This is a genomic window from Companilactobacillus jidongensis (genome assembly GCF_003946575.1).
Classification (GTDB): Bacteria; Bacillota; Bacilli; order Lactobacillales; family Lactobacillaceae; genus Companilactobacillus; species Companilactobacillus jidongensis.
The window spans coordinates 18,647-35,636 of the sequence record NZ_RHOP01000005.1 but is presented as its reverse complement, the minus strand read 5'-3'; the positions used below and the strand labels follow the sequence as shown (position 1 = coordinate 35,636).

Genomic DNA, 16,990 nt, shown 5'->3' with positions numbered 1-16,990 from the left:
TAGATTCTCCTCTGTTTTTCATAATTATCTAAACTAATTGTATATCAGAGCATCAAAAAAAGAAGCCAGATATTGGCTTCTCTATGCGAATAATTATTTAATGATTCCCAAATCAATCATCGATTGAGCTGTAGCAATGATAGACTCACGTGCCGAACGTGGATGCCAGTCTAACATTGTTACGGCTTTTTTGTTGCTAGTTTCGGCGTATACTCCCAGCAATGATGCCACCATTTTTAATTGCGGATCTGTCAATGCTGCAGCTTTGATAAGTGCATTCGGCATAACTCTAGTTGGTAATTTAGCAGCATATTTAGGTAATGATTCACGCAAGATATTGGCAACATCTAACATGGATAAGGTTTCACCAGTTGTAGCTAAGAAACGTTGCCCATTAGCCTTTGGTGATGTCATTGCCAGCAAATGTAGACTAGCAACGTCACGGACGTCAACGTAGCCGGAATCGACATTAGGGACGGCTTTGATCTTGCCTTCGAGTAATTGTTGAATCTGGATATTGGAATGCGAATAATCCGATGCTAGAACTGGTCCCATCACACCAACGGGATTGACGGTTGCTAACTCAAGTCCATTACCTTCATTTTTGATAAAATCCCAAGCTGCGCGTTCCGACAGAGTTTTTGATTTTTGATAAGGATGAACTTTTTTAGAGGATAGATCTGACCAATCCTCTTCAGTATAAGGAGTAGTGCGATTCTTATGTCCAGCAAAAACGGCTCCGTAGGCTGAAGTAAGAACCACTCGTTTTACACCATTGTCTCTGGCTGCTTCGAGAACTCTCAGAACACCGTCAACTGCTGGCCGAATCATTTCATCTTCATTTTTAAAGTTCAATGTCGGTGTGGGTGAAGCTGGATGAATGGCATAGGTGGCCCCAGACATAACTTTTTCCCAATTATTATCTGAGGTTAAATCTGCTTCCACAAAAGTTAAATTACTAAAATCTGTAATACCGCCTTGTGTTAAGAGTTGTTTGACCAATGCAATTTTCTTAGATGACCTAATAGTTGTACGAACTGCGTAGTTTTGTTGCAATAATTGTACGATGATGTGCGAGGCAATGAAGCACTGCCGCCGGTTACTACTACTAATTGTTTTGTCATTATAATAAATACCTTCACTTTTTGTTTTTTACTGTTGTTACACTTGTAACGTTTGTGATGCTATCTTACAATGAGGTTAATAGCTTTTCAAGTGAATGAGGAGCATCTGTGACAGAATGGAGAAAATGTAATGGCAGCTACAAAACATGCACAAAATATTAAGCAGGATTCTAGAGAATATCTACTGACGGCCTTATTACAGTTGTTGGAGACTAAAAATTTAAATGACATATCAGTTAGTCAAGTGGTTAAACGGGCCGGCGTAAGCCGAATGGCATTTTACCGTAATTTTGATACGCTGGATGATTTATTGATCAGTTACTTTGAACCGGTAATTCAGGCCAGATTTGAAGAGGTTAAGAACAAAATTTCTGAAGCAGATAAATTAAATAAGATCGGTGAATTCTTCACTGACTATTCTGATATTTTGAAGTTATCTGAGAAACGTGGCTTTGAATATATCATCAAAAAGATTTTTGATGACAACATGATAGATTTCTATCGTACAGTTTCATTACCTGATCAATTAACTGAAGTAGAACGTCGATATTGGACGAAGTTTATGAGTGCTGGCGTTTATGCAATTTGGTATGAATGGTTAGTTGACGGACAAAAGGAGACTTTAGAAAAAGTTCATATTTTGATTGGAGGATTCCAGAATTCAACGATGCAATTTTTGATGAACAAATAATTTGTAAAAAAATTCACAAATGGGGTTGACCTTACTGTAAGGGCATACCTTATAACTTATATTGGGAGTAACTATGCAAATTTGAAATGGGGGAACTCGAATGTTTTTTCAAAAATTATTTACATCATATAAGATTAATGAATGTGAAATTAAGAATCGATTCGTTGTTCCAGCAATGGTAACTAATCTCTGCGATGAGGATGGCAACATTACTGAAGCGTTTATCAAGTACCATGAAGCTAAGGCCCGTGGTGGTTTTGGCTTGATCATTACTGAAGATTATGGAGTCAATCCTCATGGTATTGGCTATAAGAATTGCATCAGACTCTATGATGATTCACAAGTTCCAGCTAATCGACGGTTAACCGATACAGTTCATATGTATGGCGCCAAGATGTTTGCTCAAGTATTTCATCCTGGACGTCAAACCAGCTCAGCCGTTAATGGTGGAGTTCAGCCAGTATCAGCCGCCAAGATTCCAGATGCTTTCAATCGTGAGATTCCACACGAATTGACAGTCCCTGAAATTCATCGATTAGTGGCAGAATTCGCTAATACAGCTCGACTGATGAAGAAGTCCGGCTTTGATGGTATTGAATTGCATCTTGCACATGGATATTTATTAGCAGGTTTTTTGAGTACTCGTCAAAATCGCCGAACAGATGAATACGGCGGCTGTTTTGAAAATAGAATTCGGATTGTTGAAGAAATATACCATGCTATGCGTTTGGAAGTTGGGGATGTTTTCCCATTGACTGCCAGGGTTTCGTTAACTGAAGATACGGTTGATGGACGTCAAATGCAGGAAACGATGATGATCGTTAAATATCTAGAAAAATTAGGCTTCGATGGTTTGAATTTGAGCAATGGAGAATACACTTCTTACGCACCTGAACTCATCTCGTCTACTTTCACAGCCAAAGGTTACAATGTTGAAAATGCTAAACGGGTACATAATTTTGTTAATATTCCAACGATAGTCGCTAACGGCATCAACGACCCGGCAATGGCTGAAACGGTGTTGGAGCAAGATGCCTGTGATTTTGTCGGAATGGCCCGCGCTTCATTAGCTGATCCAGATATGCCACGAAAAGCCGCTCGAGGACAATTGAGTAGTATTAATTATTGTATTCGCTGTTTGCAGGGATGCGAAGGTAGTTTGCTTGAGGGTAATCACGTTCGTTGTTTGGTCAATCCTGAATTAGGACATGAGACTAAATATACCTTTGACGAAAATCCTGAATCAAAGAGCATCTTGATTATTGGTGGTGGTCCTGCTGGTATGGAAGCCGCTGTTGCAGCCACTAGACAAGGACACGAAGTTACTCTTTGGGAACAAGCTAATGAGTTAGGCGGAGAATTTATTTCAGCTATTTATCCACCTGCAAAGGGTGAGTATGCCAATTTCTTGGTTTTCTTGAAACATCAAATCAAAACTTTGAATATCAATGTTGTTTTGAATCAAACGGCAACGGTTGAGAATGTTAAAGAATTCAATGCTGACAAAGTTATTGTCGCAACTGGTGGTAATCCTAATAAGCCACCATTAAAGGGAATCAACGCTAATAATATTCATTTTGCGAATGATGTATTGCTTGGTAGAGAACCGATTCAAGGTAAAATTGTCGTTGTTGGCGGTGGTGAAGTCGGAACAGAAACAGCCATGTATCTGGCTGATGCTGAGCGTGGTCATATAACGATATTGGAGATGACTACTGACATTGATGCTGGATTATTGCGTACTGTGCCAACTAAGAGGTTCTTCCGTGATCATGAAGTTGACGTCATTACGCAATCCAAAGTCAAAGAGTTTTCTAATGGCGAAGTAGTGATCGATCACAAGGGACGTGATGAGCGAATAGTTGCCGATGAAATTGTTTTGGCGGTGGGATATCATTCTGATAATGAATTATTACATTCCCTACAATCAGAATTAAATAATGTAGTTGCTGCTGGGGATGTCATAGAACCGACTAACGCATTAGAGGCTTCAACTGCAGGATTTAAAGCTGGTTATTATGCATAATGATTAGTAAGTGATTTTGACTTTTTAGTCAGGATCACTTTTTTTATCTTCAAATAAGCTGTTGACTTTAAAGCAACAAGTAGTTACAATGATGCTTGTTAATAATAAAACAACAACTAATATAAAATAAAAAAGAGGTCATCAAATATGAAATATGCAATTTCAGCAGCAACTGGACATTTCGGTCAAATCGCCATTCGTGAATTACTTAAAGAAGTTAGTGCAAGTGATGCTATCGCTATTGTTCGCAATGTTGATAAAGCTAAAAAAGTTTTGCCAGAAGGAATTGAGATTCGCCAAGCTGATTATACGGATAAGGGTGCTCTGATCAAAGCATTAACGGGAGTAGATAAATTACTATTCATTTCATCAGTTCCAGGTGGAGATGTTTCTCGTGAAACACAGCATCAAAACGTTGTTGAGGCCGCCAAGGAGGACGGAGTTGAATACTTAGCTTATACAAGTTTCGCTGACGCGGATAATGCTAAATCGGCTTTATCATCAGATCACAAGTTTACTGAAAAAATCATCAAGGAAAGTGGAATGAAGTATTCATTCTTACGCAATGCTTGGTACTTAGAGAACGAAATGAGTTACTTAAAAGCTGGAGCTGCTGGTGAAGATGCCGTTTATGCTGCCGGTGATGGTAAAATTGGATTTGCTTTGGAGCGTGAATATGCTGTCGGAGCTGCTAAGGTTATGACGTTAGACTCTGCCAAAAATGTTTATGAATTTGGTGGCAAACCTGTAACATATGCTGAACTTGGACAAGCTGTTAAAGAAGTAACTGGTAAGCAATTTGAATTTAAGAGTGTTTCGGATGCCGAATATCGTCAAAACTTAATTGATTCTGGATTCGATGAAATGACAGCCGATATTTTTGTTGGGATGCAAGATATGATGCGCGATGGTGAACTAGATGTTGCTTCAACTGACTTACCCGATGTCTTAGGACACGAATTAACTCCATTGACAGATGCCGTCAAAGAAGTTTTAAATAGATAATAATGTTTAAGAGGAGGCTATCAATGAAATATTCGTACAAGCTGAGTGATGCCATTCATATTTTGGCATATGTTGATATTATGCCTGAAGGAGAAGATGTGTCTAGCAATGGAATTGCTTTGAGCATTGAATCAAACGCCAGTGTAGTACGTCAATTGATGGCAAATCTAAAAAAAGCTGGATTATTGGAAAGCACGGTCGGGACGGCTAAGCCAAAATTAGCACGTCCGGCGAATAAGATTACGTTATTGGATGTTTTTCAAGCGGTTGAGATCAATCATGAATTGCTGCATGTTGATCCGAGAACTAATATGGATTGTCCAGTAGGAGCCAATATCCAACAGACGTTGAACGGTGCTTATGAACGAGTTCAAAAAGCCGCCGAAGACGAGATGTCGAAGCTGACCATTCAGGATATGGTAAATAATATAAATGAACTAGTAAACGAAAACGCGGGCTGAATTAATCAGCTCGCGTTTTTTTATTGATTTTTATTTTCATTTTTTTCGATAGTTTTCAAATATCGGTAGATACTTGGCTCTGAAACTTGTAGTAAATCAGAGACATATGAAATAGCACCTTTTATTTGGAAGATGCCGTTAGCTTTTAATTTTGAAACAATTTCAATTTTTTTATCAGGTGTTAGTGATACGTCAGAGTTAAGTATTTCAGGATTTATTGTCGAATAGACAACGTCCGCAATATTTTGATGTAAATATTCCTGTGATACTTTATTTGCATTGACCGGTTCAATTTTTTCTGAAACATTTGTTTTGTTGATCAAATTTGCCACGTTGCTGATATTAGCCAGTGAAAGTATATTCTCAGCCATTTTTATATATTTTTGAGGATTGAAATTAATACATAGTAACCCTAATAAGTTGCTTTCGGAATCCTTGATGAAGAAAGTTGATCCTTGTACTTCAGTGGATTCGTCTGTAGTTGCTTTGTAATTAGTAACAAAATCCTTTTGTAGATATTCTTTGTTATTTACTAGTTTGAGTGCGAATCCCGTAATTGGGGAGTTTATTGTTCTGCCACTTATATATGAGTTTTCAATATCAGCAATGTAATATGAACTGTCTTTGTTATCTCGCCAGTGCAGTACAATTTCATAATTATCACCAAGTACGGCACTAATAAATTTTGTTAGTTTTATATATTCATCAAGATTATAGGCCATCAGGGGGTTATCTCCTTATTGTTTTGAATATTATAGCACACGTGATAATTTTTTCTCCAAATAATAATTTATCATGATAATAATTTATTATTGACTTGTTGCTTTTTATCATTTATATTGTAGGTGTAAATAAAAGGGGGATATGAAGATGAACAAAATACCTAAATCGATTGGACCATATTCGGCATACCGAATGAAAGGTGATTTATTGATAACCTCAGGTCAGCTGCCAATCAATCCAGAAACCAATAGTATTGACGGTGTTACTTTTGAGGATCAAGTTAAACAGTCATTTGATAATATTAAAAATATTTTAGAATTAGAAGATATGGCACTTGCTGATATTTTGAAAGTAAAAATATTTTTAACGGATCTGAATAACTTTGCGGCCGTGAATAAAGTCATGAAGGAACTCTTTGAAGAACCTTATCCTGCTCGTACGGCGTTTGAGGTTTGTAAGTTGCCCGCAGATGGCCAGATAGAAGTTGAAATTATAGCGTATAAGTAATCGATTACATGAAAAACATTATATTTTGGTAGAAGCTTAATTCAAATAATAAGGTGGAAAATAAAATGGGGAAGTCCAAAAAATTAGTTGGAATTTTGATGGCTGCCTTCGGTGCGTTTTTATTTGGTATTGGAGGAGTTGTAGCAGGAGATTTACTTGGTAGGAAAATCATCAGTGCTTCGTCACTCGTAAGTTTTAGATTAACTTTCGGTGGATTAATTTTATTGATTATATTTTTTATTAAAGATAGACAGCAATTATTCGATGTTTTTAAAAATAAAATGAATGTTCTTACATTATTAGCTTTTGGAGTCTTCGGATTATTATTTGCTCAATCGATGTATACATTATCAGTATCATTAGGCAATCCAGCCGTAGCAACTGTATTGCAATCATTGAGCCCATCAGTAATGATCTTAATGACGATAATGTTTGAAAAGGCAAGACCCAGCAAGTATTTAATTGGTGCAATTTTATTATCAATATTTGGAACATTCTTATTAGTAACTAACGGAAACACAAATGAATTAAGTGTATCTATAATGGCGATTGTGTGTGGATTATTATCTGCTGTTGGTGTTGCTAACTTTACGTTTATTCCTAGGAAATTAGTTAAAGAGAATCAAACAATAATTATTGTCGGATTAGGATTGTTTACCGGTGGAGTAATCGGAAACTTTATTTCACCATTTTGGCAAGTATCAAGTTCGGCAACAGCTTGGGATTGGGCGGAAATTGGATTTATCGCGGTATTCAGTACAGCTATCGCATACGCAATTTATTTAGGAAGTTTGAATTATATCGAACCTATTCTTACTAGTTTATTAGATATTTTAGAACCGCTAACTGCTTCAGTTGCATCAGTTATTTTCTTGGGTACAACTTTATATTCAGTTCAATTAATTGGTATAGCAGTTGTCATACTTAGCGTTGTAGCAATTAATGTGATGGATTACTACAAGTGCAAGGCTGAGGATAAAGAGGCATGTAAGAATAAATTAAAAGAGAGCTTCGATGGCGAAGTCGAGAATGCACGTATATAAAAGGATATTGTGGAGAGGTGCAAATATGATTGAAAAAAATGGTATACGTCAAATGTTTATTAGATCCTTAAAAGAAGGAGTAGTTCCTGCAACTGGATGTACTGAACCTATAGCAGTCGCTTATGCTGCCGCAAACTGTATGTCGTATTTGAATGATGAGAAACTAATTAAAGATATGCAAATTAAAGTTTCTAGTAATATCATGAAGAATGCTATGGCAGTAATTGTTCCCGGAACTGGCAGACCTGGATTGGTTATAGCTGCCGCCGCCGGAATAATTACCGGTGATCCCAATGCAGGACTAAGTGTTATATCAGAACTATCTAGTGGTGATCTTCCTGACATTTTTGCATTAGCGGATTCTGGAAAGATAAGTGTTAATGTGGCTGATGTTGATGATGATCTGTATGTTGAAGCTATTGTTTCTGATGATGCTAATACAGTCAGAGTCTGCATAGCTGGTGATCATACAAATATCTTTTTGATTCAAAAGAATGACGATATTATCTTTTCTAAAGATAGGCCAACGGCACACGCCGTTTCAGAAACAAAACAATTTTTACAAACAGTTGAGTTGAAAGATATTTGGGAATTTGCTAAGAATGAACCTCTAGAAGAGATTGAATTTATGAAAGAGGCTTCTGTGTTGAATTTGAATTTGGCAGAAGATGGATTTAAAAATGATTATGGAATCAAATTAGGACAATCACTCAGAAACTCACGTTTGACTAAGTCTGATGATGACCTGTGCAATGACATTGTTTCTACTGCATCTGCAGCTTCTGATGCTAGAATGGGTGGTTCTCAATTGGCGGCAATGTCCAATTCAGGTTCAGGTAATCAAGGCATTACAGCGACAATTCCTGTCAGTATTGTTTCAGATTATGTTGACGCCGACGAAGAAGATTTGATTAGAGCTTTGACAGTGTCTCATTTGACAGCACTTTATATTCATTCATTCTTACCAGTTCTGTCAGCTTTCTGTGCTACAGATTCAGCAGCTATGGGTGCAGCGACAGGATGTGTATATTTACTTACTAATGATTTTCAGGAAGCATGTTCGGCTATAAAGAACATGGTCGGAGATGCAGCGGGGATGGTTTGTGATGGTGCCGGATGCTCATGTGCTATGAAGGTTGCTTCATCAACATCTTCAATGTATAGAGCTGTCAATCTAGCAATACAAGATATAGAGATTCCATCTAGTAATGGTTTAATTCATGATAGTATTGACGATACAATTAAGGGATTGGGAACAATTGTCAGTGAAGGATTTAAGGCAACTGATCCAGTTATATTAGATGTTATGGTTAATAAGTAATTCATTGCTTCAAACCCCTGGAAAATTTTGTGGATAGTTAATTTAAACAAGTCATTAAAAAATGCGAGCTGATTAATTTCAGTTCGCATTTTTTCGAATATGCACTTTCTGGTTTTACTTCTCCAATAGAAACTTCAACACTATTCGTCTAGCTAAAAAGGCTCTAGAAATAAAATGAATTAATTCACTTGGGAAGGGCTGAGGGCCAATTGTCTTTTCATAAAGGTTGCAAGAAAATCTTTGAATAATTTGATCGTAGGATTCAAATTGGTAGGAGTAGTTACACAAACACAAGAATCCGTATAAAAAGATGAAATCGAAATAGAGTGATAGTATGGACTATTTTTCCAGGACGGATCATCAGGATCTGACAATGTTAAGCCGTTATAGGCCAGTACTTTAAAATAAGCAATTTCGGAGTTGGAAACTTGGAATTGGTTAACATTAGCAAGAGAACAATGGTCTTTAAAAATTTCATGGATTTGATGACCGTTTGGTGAAGTGAGGTAAAAAGTTTCACCTTCTAGATCAGTATAATCAAGGGAATCTTTGGTAGCTAGGCGATGTTTATTAGACATGACGATTTGTGTGTCTATTTTTTTTAGTTCTTGAACATTGAATCCCGCGTCTACCCAATGTTTAAAGGCGCGACCGATACAAATGTCGATACTTTCATTTTTTAAACCGTTCATCATTTCTATAGACATCAGCTTAGAGAATCGAATATGAATATTTGGATAAATTTTACGAAAATAATCAATGACAGGGAATAACAAGTATTCAGAATAGTATCCCGACTGGAAAGCTATGGAGAGAGAATTATTATTTTCTTCCGCAGCATTTTGTGCGATATCAACAGTGTTATTGATTTTAGATAGTGCCTCTTTCATCCCATCATAAAAAATTTGACCTGCTTTGGTCAGCTCAAGAGGTTTACTATCACGATCAAACAAAGAATAGCCTAATTCTTTTTCTAAAACTAAGAGTTGTCGGCTAACAGTGGGTTGAGATGTATAGTGAAGTTCTGCCGCTTTGGTAATATTTCCCATCTCTGCAACAGAAAAGAAATATTCAATTTGTTTTAAATCCATATAAAGCACCCCATAAAGACTTGATTTTTAATGTTAGTTAAAAGTTTTTTAAAAATCTCATTCTGATTAATAGTTCAAAATTGACACAGAATGAAGGTTAACGATAAAAGAAAATACGGTAAAATTTATTTTTTGAAAGCGCTTCTAAATATTTATATCACAATCGTTTAATTAGTATTAGTTTATTCCTAACATGCTATAAAAGCAATAATGGATACGTAACCAAGCCATTTATCATCCGTATAACACTATACAAAATTGCTATTGTACATGACATTGTGAATGATGCTACAATTCAACCGAGGCAAAAAAGTTGACACATATAAAATTGGACTGTGGTTGTAATTGTTCTGTTTTTAATGGAAAGCACGAAACCAATCGCCTCAATCAAAAATGATAACCAGAATGATAATAAAAGAGGAGCCACGAGAAAAAGGAGAACATGCTATGTCACAAGAATATATGAATCGAATAAATGCATTAAGAGACAACTACCTGTCTCACCGTGTAGAGATGGACATTTCAGATGCTTATTATGTCACTGAAGCTTTTAAAGCGACAGAAGGACAACCGTGGCAAATCCAAAAAGCAACGGCAATGAAAAATGTTTATGAAAATAAACCAATCTATATCCAGGATAATGAACTTCTTGTAGGTGGAGTGGCTTTTAAACCACGTGCGGGTATCTTAAATCCAGATTCTGCCTGTTCGGTTATTGAAAAAGAGTTGGATACAATCAGTACCCGTAAGTATGATCCTTTTTATTTATCTGAAGAAAATAAGAAACTGTTCATGGAAGACGTTGCTCCATATTGGCGAGGTAAATGTGTTTTAGATCGTTGGAATGCCATGATGCCAGACGATGTTAGAACTATGCGAGATGGCGGCATGCTGTACGTCGATAAAAAGTTTGTTCGTGGTTATGGTGAAAACACACCTGGCTGGAGAACACTTTTGAAAAAGGGAATTGGCGGTATCAAAAAGGAAGCTGAACAAAAGTTGGTTAGCTTAGACGATGCTGATGGAGAAGATGTTCTTAAACAAATTACTTTCTATAAATCACTCATCATCACGGCAGAAGGTATTATCGCTTTGGCTAATCGCCATGCGGATTTAGCCGAAAAATTAGCTAAAGAGACAAACGATGAAACGCGAAAAGCTGAACTACTAAAAATTGCAGAAGTGAATCGCCGTGTTCCCGAAAACCCACCACGTAACTATTACGAAGCTTTACAAAGTATGCTGACCTACGAATTCTGTCTTTTTATGGAACAAAATGCTTCTTCATATAACTTAGGACGGATGGATCAATATCTCATTGATTACTACAACAAAGATATTGAAGAAGGAGTCATGACTAAGGAAGAAGCACAAGAATTACTCGATTGTTTCTGGATTAAAATTGCAGAAATGGGCTTGTTCCAAGATGGAGAAAGTGCCGCCTTCTCAGCTGGTTATAATATGACCGTTCAAGTCACAGCAGGTGGTATCGACAAAGATAGTAGAGATGCGGTTAATGATTTGTCATACATGACGATCCAAGCAACTATGGATACAGCGTTGAAAGAACCTAATATGACGGTTCGTTATAATATGGCCAAAAACCCAGATTCCTTCTTAAGAAAAGCGGCCGAGTGTATTCGAATGGGCCGTACAATGCCGGCAGTTTATCATGATGATGCGGGTATCAAGATGCTATTGAACAAAGGTGTTCCACTATCTCAAGCATGGGATTGGACGCCATGTGGTTGCGTTGAAACCAATCTTGAAGGTCGCTTGAAATCCTATACGGACATTGGTGAGATCAGTATGGGTGGAGTTATTGATATGGTCATGAATAACGGGAGGAGTCGTAAAACAGGGAAATTAATTTCTATTCAAACGGGTGATCCTAAAACATTTAAAACTTTTGATGAATTTATAACTGCCGTCAAAAAGCAGATTGATTACTTTGTTCATACCATGGCTACGATGAATTCCTACTTAGATTACTTGAGTGAGAACTATCGCCCTGTAGCCGCATTATCGTTGACTTATCCAAACTGCATGGTTACTGGTAAAGATTATGCGAACGGTGGTGCAACATTTAATGTTGGTAATGGTATCAATATTATTGGACAAGCTGATATCATCAATTCTGTTGCGGCTGTCAAATCATTAATCTTTGATGAAAAAAAGATAACTATGGAAGAACTGTGTGAAGCCTTAGAGCATAATTTTGAAGGATATGATGAGATACAAGATCTCTGCATGTCAGCTCCTAAATACGGCAATGATGATTCTTATGTGGATAAGTTTGCCAGCAAGATTTACACCTACTTAGTTGATCAAATTGAAACCTATAATTCTCCATTCGGTCATTTGACGGCAGGAATGTTACCAGTATCTGGTAATGTTCCAATCGGTAAAAGCGTTGGCGCTTTACCATCAGGCCGTAAAGCATGGTTGCCACTTGCAGATGGTATCGGTGCTACCGGTGGAACTGATGTCAAAGGTGCTACTGCCTTATTGAAGTCTGTTAGCAATTTACCACACGCACGTTTTACTCAAGGTACGCAAATGAACTTAAAACTAGATCCAAAGATGCTTGAGGGCGATAAAGGCTTGAATAACATGATGGTAATGTTAAAAACACAATGTACCCTGGACATTTATCATACCCAATATAACATCGTCAACCGTGCAATCTTGGAGGATGCTCAAGTTCATCCAAAAGATCATCGCGATTTGTTAGTCAGAGTTGCTGGTTATACTGCTTTCTTTGTAGAACTAGGAAAAGATATTCAAGATGACATTATCCAACGAACAGAAATTGATCAATTTGGTTAATGGAATATAAGTTTTGGTGCTCTATTTGAAAGGGGTCGTTTAATATGTATCAAGAATATGAAGGGAGAGATCTGACTGGCACAGTCTTACGAATTGAAAAAAGTTCGATTTATGATGGGGATGGGTTAAGAACAGTAGTCTTTATGAAAGGTTGTCCTTTGCGGTGCAAGTGGTGTTCTACCCCTGAAGGTATGAATGAAAAGATCGAAACGACTAAAGACGGCAAGATCACTTATGGCAGTATTATGACTGTCGAAGAAGTGATGGAAGAGGTTCGGAAAGATATTCCTTTTTACTTTCATTCTGGCGGGGGATTGACCGTTTCTGGTGGTGAAATGTTATTTCAACCAGAATTTGTAGCAGCCTTAGTCAAAGAAGCTTGCAAGGAAGGTATCAACACCGCAGTTGAAACGTCATTTTATAGCAGTTGGAGAAGAATCGAACCGATTCTATCGTGCTTAAATACAGCGTTTGTAGACTTAAAATTAATGGATGGATCAAAACATAGAGAATTTACTGGCGTTAGAAATGAAATTATCTTAAACAATATTAAAAAAGCTGGTAGCCTTGATTTACCTAATTTCAAATTGATCATTCGTCGGCCATTGATTCCCGGTGTTAATGATTCTGAGGAAGAGCTGGAAGCTCTTGGGCAATTCCTGGAGAAATTACCCAAAGTGCATCATTTACAACTGTTACCGTATCATCGCTACGGGACTGATACTTATCGTAAACTTGGTATAAATTATGAATTAGAGAACATGGAAACCCCATCAGAACAACATATGGAATGGTGTCAGAGCATCACAAATAATTATATAAAAACAATAATTTAATTGCCTATAGGAGGCGTCTTAATGTTACATTATGGTTTTATTGCAGCAGGGAATATTATTCAAGCAATGCACAGAGGAGCAGAATTAAATCCAGCATACGATCCTAGTGAAATTGGTATTTATGATATCAACGAGGCAGTTAGAGATTCTTATGCCAAAAGAGGATATGTCACTTATGACAAAATGAGTGATCTAGTCGACAATTCAGAGATACTTGTTTTAGGAGTGACGCCCAAAGTAGCAGGGTTCATTATCGATGAATTAGCTGCTAGTTACAGACCAGGACAATTACTATTGTCGGTTGTGACAGGAGTTGAACAAGACTGGTACAAAGATCACCTTGGAAAAGATAGTAAGGTTATTATCTGTATGCCAAATATGAGTTCACAGGTTGGAGAAGGGGCATTTGCTGTCTCTCGTGACGTAAATTGCAGTGACAAAGACGTCCAAAAAGCCACAGAGATTTTGAGTTTATGTGGTCTCGTTGAAGAAGTACCAGATGGCATGATGGCCGAAGTTTTACCTTTTAATGGATCAGCGCCTGGCTTTTTCTATCATGTTGCAAATCTAATGGTTGAAGAAGCCAAAGGGTTAGGTTTAGATTCAGACACGGCAGTCAAATTGTTCGCTCAAACCATGAAGGGGAGCGGAGAAATGATTCTCAATTCTGATATAAGCCTAAAAGATCTTGAAACAGCTTTACGATTGCCTGGTGGTGCCACAGTTACAGCCTTAGAAAAAATAGAATCTATGGGATTTGACGATCTCTATCGAGAGTTTGTAAACGTTTCGGTAGAACGATGTAAAGAATTAGGTCAGACCTCGAGTGTCAGTAAATCTTAAATAATGGAAAAAAATCGTAGAGGAGTTGAGCAATTAAAAGAAGGAAAAGAATTATTCAGCAGAGTAAGTTGCATCATATCGAATCAATAAAACAATCACAGATAAAAAAGGGAGAATAAAACATGAGCAATTATAATAGACCAATTCAACTAGGAATGCACACTTATACCTTACATTTACATGGTTTAGGAGAAAGTTGGGGCTTTTCTGAAGATCACACCTTTGAACAAAGCATTGATTTATTCCAACTAATGGATCGTGCCGTGGAATGGGGATTAGACGGTTTACATATCACAAATGTTGATTTAATTTCTTTAGAGCCTGAGCATCTAGCTAAAGTTAAAAAAGCAGCTGAAGATCATGGCTTATACTTAGAATACAATGTTTCCTTTAATGCACCTTGTGACCCACGTGTAAATTCAACAGTTAAAGATGCGTTGTTGAATGGTAAAGCTATGGGAGCAGATCTAGTGAAGTTTAGTTTGGATATTGACCGCCCACATCCAATCTATGGTACTTGTTTCGACCCAGATGTGATGAAACAATTGAGCAAACGCTATGATGAATTTAAAGAAAATCTTCCTTTATTAGATAAATTGGGATTAAAGATGTCTCTAGAGAATCACTGTGATCTATACGCGGATGAAGTAATTTGGTTAGTGGATAAATTAAACAATCCTAACGTAGGTGCATGTATAGATACGATGAATTCTATGAATGTGTTAGAAGGACCTGAGGAATGTATCAACAAGATGGCTCCCTATGCTAACTGCGTCCATTTATGCGACCTCAAACTAAAGGTAGATCCAGATGGACTTCATTCTATCGGTTCTCCGATTGGACAAGGTGATATTGATGAAACAAAAGTACTACGTACATTGCGTGAAAAATCTAATGTAAGTCGTTTAACATTTGAAGTAGAATCTGAGATCGGTGACGACAGTATGGAAGAAGCACGTAAAAAAGAATTGAAGGCATGTACAGATAGTATAGATTACCTTCGTAACACTCTGAATGTTGGACTAAAAAATCGTTAAGACATGCTTGATGCACCTTTAGTTTTCAACAAAGGAGGAAAATAGTAGTGGATGAAAAGAGCTATAAAGAAGCAGCCTTATCCTCAGTCCATAAACGAATCTTTTTATGTGTAGTACTTGGACAAATCGCCTGTGGGTATGCCCTAGGAATTGCCGGTACAGCTTTGACCAAAGCGACTGGTCCATTGAATCTATCCAGTTTTTGGGTGGGGCTTTTAGGAGCAGGTACCTTGATTGGTTTGTTTGGAAGTTTGATAGTAGGTAATATCGCTGATAAAATTGGTCGTCGACCATTGTTTGTTAGTCACATGATTCTTTTTACAATTCTTTCATTAGCACAGTTTTTCGTATCAAATGTGATCATTTTATTTATTCTGAGAGTGGGAATTGGTATCTCGATTGCCATTGATTATACAATAGGAAATGCTATATTGTCTGAATGGTTCCCAACAAAATATGGATCACGATTTCAAAGTTATATGATTATCTTTTGGATGAGTGGCTTTGTGGCATCTTATCTAGCAGGTACATTTATTACTGGTCTTGGAGATAATACTTGGCGTTGGATCATTATTTCATCTGCCATTCCGGGTCTAATTGCAGCGGTTTCTCGGTTGGTCATAAGTATTCCAGAGTCTCCTAGTTGGTTGGCCTCAGTCGGTAGAAAAGAAGAAGCACTTCGTTTGATTCATCAAGAATTAGGAGAAGAGTGCACTATAACGAATGAATCAGATGAAGTTGATAATGATGAGCCAGTTTCTTGGAGTGAGTTATTACGCCCAGGAGTATTTCGTAATGTGGTGGTAGGTGGTATTTTTTATGCCTGTCAAGTCTTCCCATTTTTTGGAATTGGAATTTTCTTGCCCTTGTTAACAGAAAATATGAATATTGGAAATCCAGCCGTCTCGGGTATTTTATATAATGTTTTTCAGATTGTTGGAGCTTGTCTGGGTGTTCTTATATTCAATTATATTTCTAGAAAGTTTTTCATTGTATCTACTTTCTACACTGCAGCAGCAGCCTTGGCTGTCATGATCATATGGCAATCTGCCCCTGCTTCAATCACAATGATCATCTTTTCAATATTTGCAGTCGTTTTATCTGCGGCCGTTATTTTGGAAAACCCATATCCATCAGAATTGTTTGACACACGTTTAAGAGGGACGGGACTTGGTGCAGTTATCGCAATCAGTTGTGTTGGAGCTGCATTAGGAACATTCCTTCTACCAATTATTACAAGTCATTTTGGTGTTTATGCTACATTGTTTGTTTGCTTGATTTCCTTATTGATCGGAGGCGTCGTTTGCCAGATCTGGGCGCCAGAAACTTCACCTAAATTTGTCAAAGCTAAAAATGCTAAAGCCAAGAATAAAGTCAAAAATACTAAAGCTGTTTTGACGAATGGATTTGATATTTCAGAAGAAAAAATCTGAGTGTTAGTAGGTCGAATTTC

Annotated in this window: 14 protein-coding genes and 1 pseudogene; 12 read left to right on the top strand and 3 right to left on the bottom strand. The window is 37.2% G+C overall.

The annotated features are described in order from the left end of the window. Positions 1-93: 93 nt before the first annotated feature. Positions 94-1,124, bottom strand: a pseudogene (locus EKM68_RS03880) (SDR family oxidoreductase). Positions 1,125-1,254: 130 nt separating this feature from the next. Here EKM68_RS03880 and EKM68_RS03875 point away from each other — a divergent pair. From EKM68_RS03875 to EKM68_RS03860, 4 genes are all read left to right on the top strand, one after another. Then, the gene (locus EKM68_RS03875; protein ID WP_125588355.1) at positions 1,255-1,815 is read left to right on the top strand and encodes a TetR/AcrR family transcriptional regulator; all 561 of its coding nucleotides are present in this window, start codon (positions 1,255-1,257) and stop codon (positions 1,813-1,815) included. Between the two features lie 100 nt (positions 1,816-1,915). After that, positions 1,916-3,841, top strand: a complete 1,926-nt coding sequence (locus EKM68_RS03870) for an oxidoreductase (RefSeq protein WP_125588354.1) — start codon at positions 1,916-1,918, stop codon at positions 3,839-3,841. Positions 3,842-3,988: 147 nt separating this feature from the next. Then, a complete protein-coding gene (locus tag EKM68_RS03865; RefSeq protein WP_125588353.1) occupies positions 3,989-4,846 on the top strand; it encodes an SDR family oxidoreductase in 858 nt (285 codons plus the stop codon). Between the two features lie 23 nt (positions 4,847-4,869). After that, positions 4,870-5,307: an Rrf2 family transcriptional regulator gene (locus EKM68_RS03860; protein ID WP_125588352.1), complete on the top strand. Its 438-nt coding sequence runs from the start codon at positions 4,870-4,872 to the stop codon at positions 5,305-5,307. 20 nt (positions 5,308-5,327) lie between these two features. On the opposite strand, the gene EKM68_RS03855 is transcribed toward EKM68_RS03860, so the two are convergent. Next, entirely contained in the window at positions 5,328-6,029 is a 702-nt protein-coding gene (locus EKM68_RS03855; protein ID WP_125588351.1) for a helix-turn-helix transcriptional regulator, read from the bottom strand. Positions 6,030-6,177: 148 nt separating this feature from the next. On the opposite strand from EKM68_RS03855, the gene EKM68_RS03850 reads away from it, so the two are divergent. From EKM68_RS03850 to EKM68_RS03840, 3 genes are all read left to right on the top strand, one after another. Next, positions 6,178-6,537, top strand: coding sequence for a RidA family protein (locus EKM68_RS03850; RefSeq protein ID WP_125588350.1), 360 nt, complete (start codon positions 6,178-6,180; stop codon positions 6,535-6,537). Between the two features lie 65 nt (positions 6,538-6,602). Further along, positions 6,603-7,580: a DMT family transporter gene (locus EKM68_RS03845; RefSeq protein ID WP_125588349.1), complete on the top strand. Its 978-nt coding sequence runs from the start codon at positions 6,603-6,605 to the stop codon at positions 7,578-7,580. A 25-nt stretch (positions 7,581-7,605) separates the two neighbouring features. Continuing rightward, positions 7,606-8,901, top strand: coding sequence for an L-cysteine desulfidase family protein (locus EKM68_RS03840; protein ID WP_125588348.1), 1,296 nt, complete (start codon positions 7,606-7,608; stop codon positions 8,899-8,901). A 179-nt stretch (positions 8,902-9,080) separates the two neighbouring features. On the opposite strand, the gene EKM68_RS03835 is transcribed toward EKM68_RS03840, so the two are convergent. Further along, positions 9,081-9,992 (bottom strand): LysR family transcriptional regulator, encoded by a 912-nt coding sequence (locus EKM68_RS03835; RefSeq protein WP_125588347.1) that lies wholly within the window; start codon positions 9,990-9,992, stop codon positions 9,081-9,083. Positions 9,993-10,439: 447 nt separating this feature from the next. Between EKM68_RS03835 and EKM68_RS03830 the strand changes: the two genes are divergently transcribed. From EKM68_RS03830 to EKM68_RS03810, 5 genes are all read left to right on the top strand, one after another. Beyond that, complete coding sequence (locus tag EKM68_RS03830; RefSeq protein WP_125588346.1) at positions 10,440-12,821, top strand: glycyl radical protein; 2,382 nt, start codon at positions 10,440-10,442, stop codon at positions 12,819-12,821. A 44-nt stretch (positions 12,822-12,865) separates the two neighbouring features. Beyond that, complete coding sequence (locus EKM68_RS03825; protein WP_125588345.1) at positions 12,866-13,657, top strand: glycyl-radical enzyme activating protein; 792 nt, start codon at positions 12,866-12,868, stop codon at positions 13,655-13,657. Between the two features lie 21 nt (positions 13,658-13,678). Continuing rightward, entirely contained in the window at positions 13,679-14,500 is an 822-nt protein-coding gene (locus EKM68_RS03820; protein WP_125588344.1) for a pyrroline-5-carboxylate reductase family protein, read from the top strand. Positions 14,501-14,622: 122 nt separating this feature from the next. After that, positions 14,623-15,537 (top strand): sugar phosphate isomerase/epimerase family protein, encoded by a 915-nt coding sequence (locus tag EKM68_RS03815; protein ID WP_125588343.1) that lies wholly within the window; start codon positions 14,623-14,625, stop codon positions 15,535-15,537. A gap of 47 nt (positions 15,538-15,584) precedes the next feature. Further along, positions 15,585-16,970, top strand: a complete 1,386-nt coding sequence (locus EKM68_RS03810; RefSeq protein ID WP_225422955.1) for an MFS transporter — start codon at positions 15,585-15,587, stop codon at positions 16,968-16,970. Positions 16,971-16,990: the final 20 nt, after the last annotated feature.

Coding starts and splice junctions, on each gene's coding strand:
- EKM68_RS03875 (WP_125588355.1), top strand. CDS start 1,255: ATGGCAGCTACAAAACATGCACAAAATATTAAGCAGGATTCTAGAGAA.
- EKM68_RS03870 (WP_125588354.1), top strand. CDS start 1,916: ATGTTTTTTCAAAAATTATTTACATCATATAAGATTAATGAATGTGAA.
- EKM68_RS03865 (WP_125588353.1), top strand. CDS start 3,989: ATGAAATATGCAATTTCAGCAGCAACTGGACATTTCGGTCAAATCGCC.
- EKM68_RS03860 (WP_125588352.1), top strand. CDS start 4,870: ATGAAATATTCGTACAAGCTGAGTGATGCCATTCATATTTTGGCATAT.
- EKM68_RS03855 (WP_125588351.1), bottom strand. CDS start 6,029: ATGGCCTATAATCTTGATGAATATATAAAACTAACAAAATTTATTAGT.
- EKM68_RS03850 (WP_125588350.1), top strand. CDS start 6,178: ATGAACAAAATACCTAAATCGATTGGACCATATTCGGCATACCGAATG.
- EKM68_RS03845 (WP_125588349.1), top strand. CDS start 6,603: ATGGGGAAGTCCAAAAAATTAGTTGGAATTTTGATGGCTGCCTTCGGT.
- EKM68_RS03840 (WP_125588348.1), top strand. CDS start 7,606: ATGATTGAAAAAAATGGTATACGTCAAATGTTTATTAGATCCTTAAAA.
- EKM68_RS03835 (WP_125588347.1), bottom strand. CDS start 9,992: ATGGATTTAAAACAAATTGAATATTTCTTTTCTGTTGCAGAGATGGGA.
- EKM68_RS03830 (WP_125588346.1), top strand. CDS start 10,440: ATGTCACAAGAATATATGAATCGAATAAATGCATTAAGAGACAACTAC.
- EKM68_RS03825 (WP_125588345.1), top strand. CDS start 12,866: ATGTATCAAGAATATGAAGGGAGAGATCTGACTGGCACAGTCTTACGA.
- EKM68_RS03820 (WP_125588344.1), top strand. CDS start 13,679: ATGTTACATTATGGTTTTATTGCAGCAGGGAATATTATTCAAGCAATG.
- EKM68_RS03815 (WP_125588343.1), top strand. CDS start 14,623: ATGAGCAATTATAATAGACCAATTCAACTAGGAATGCACACTTATACC.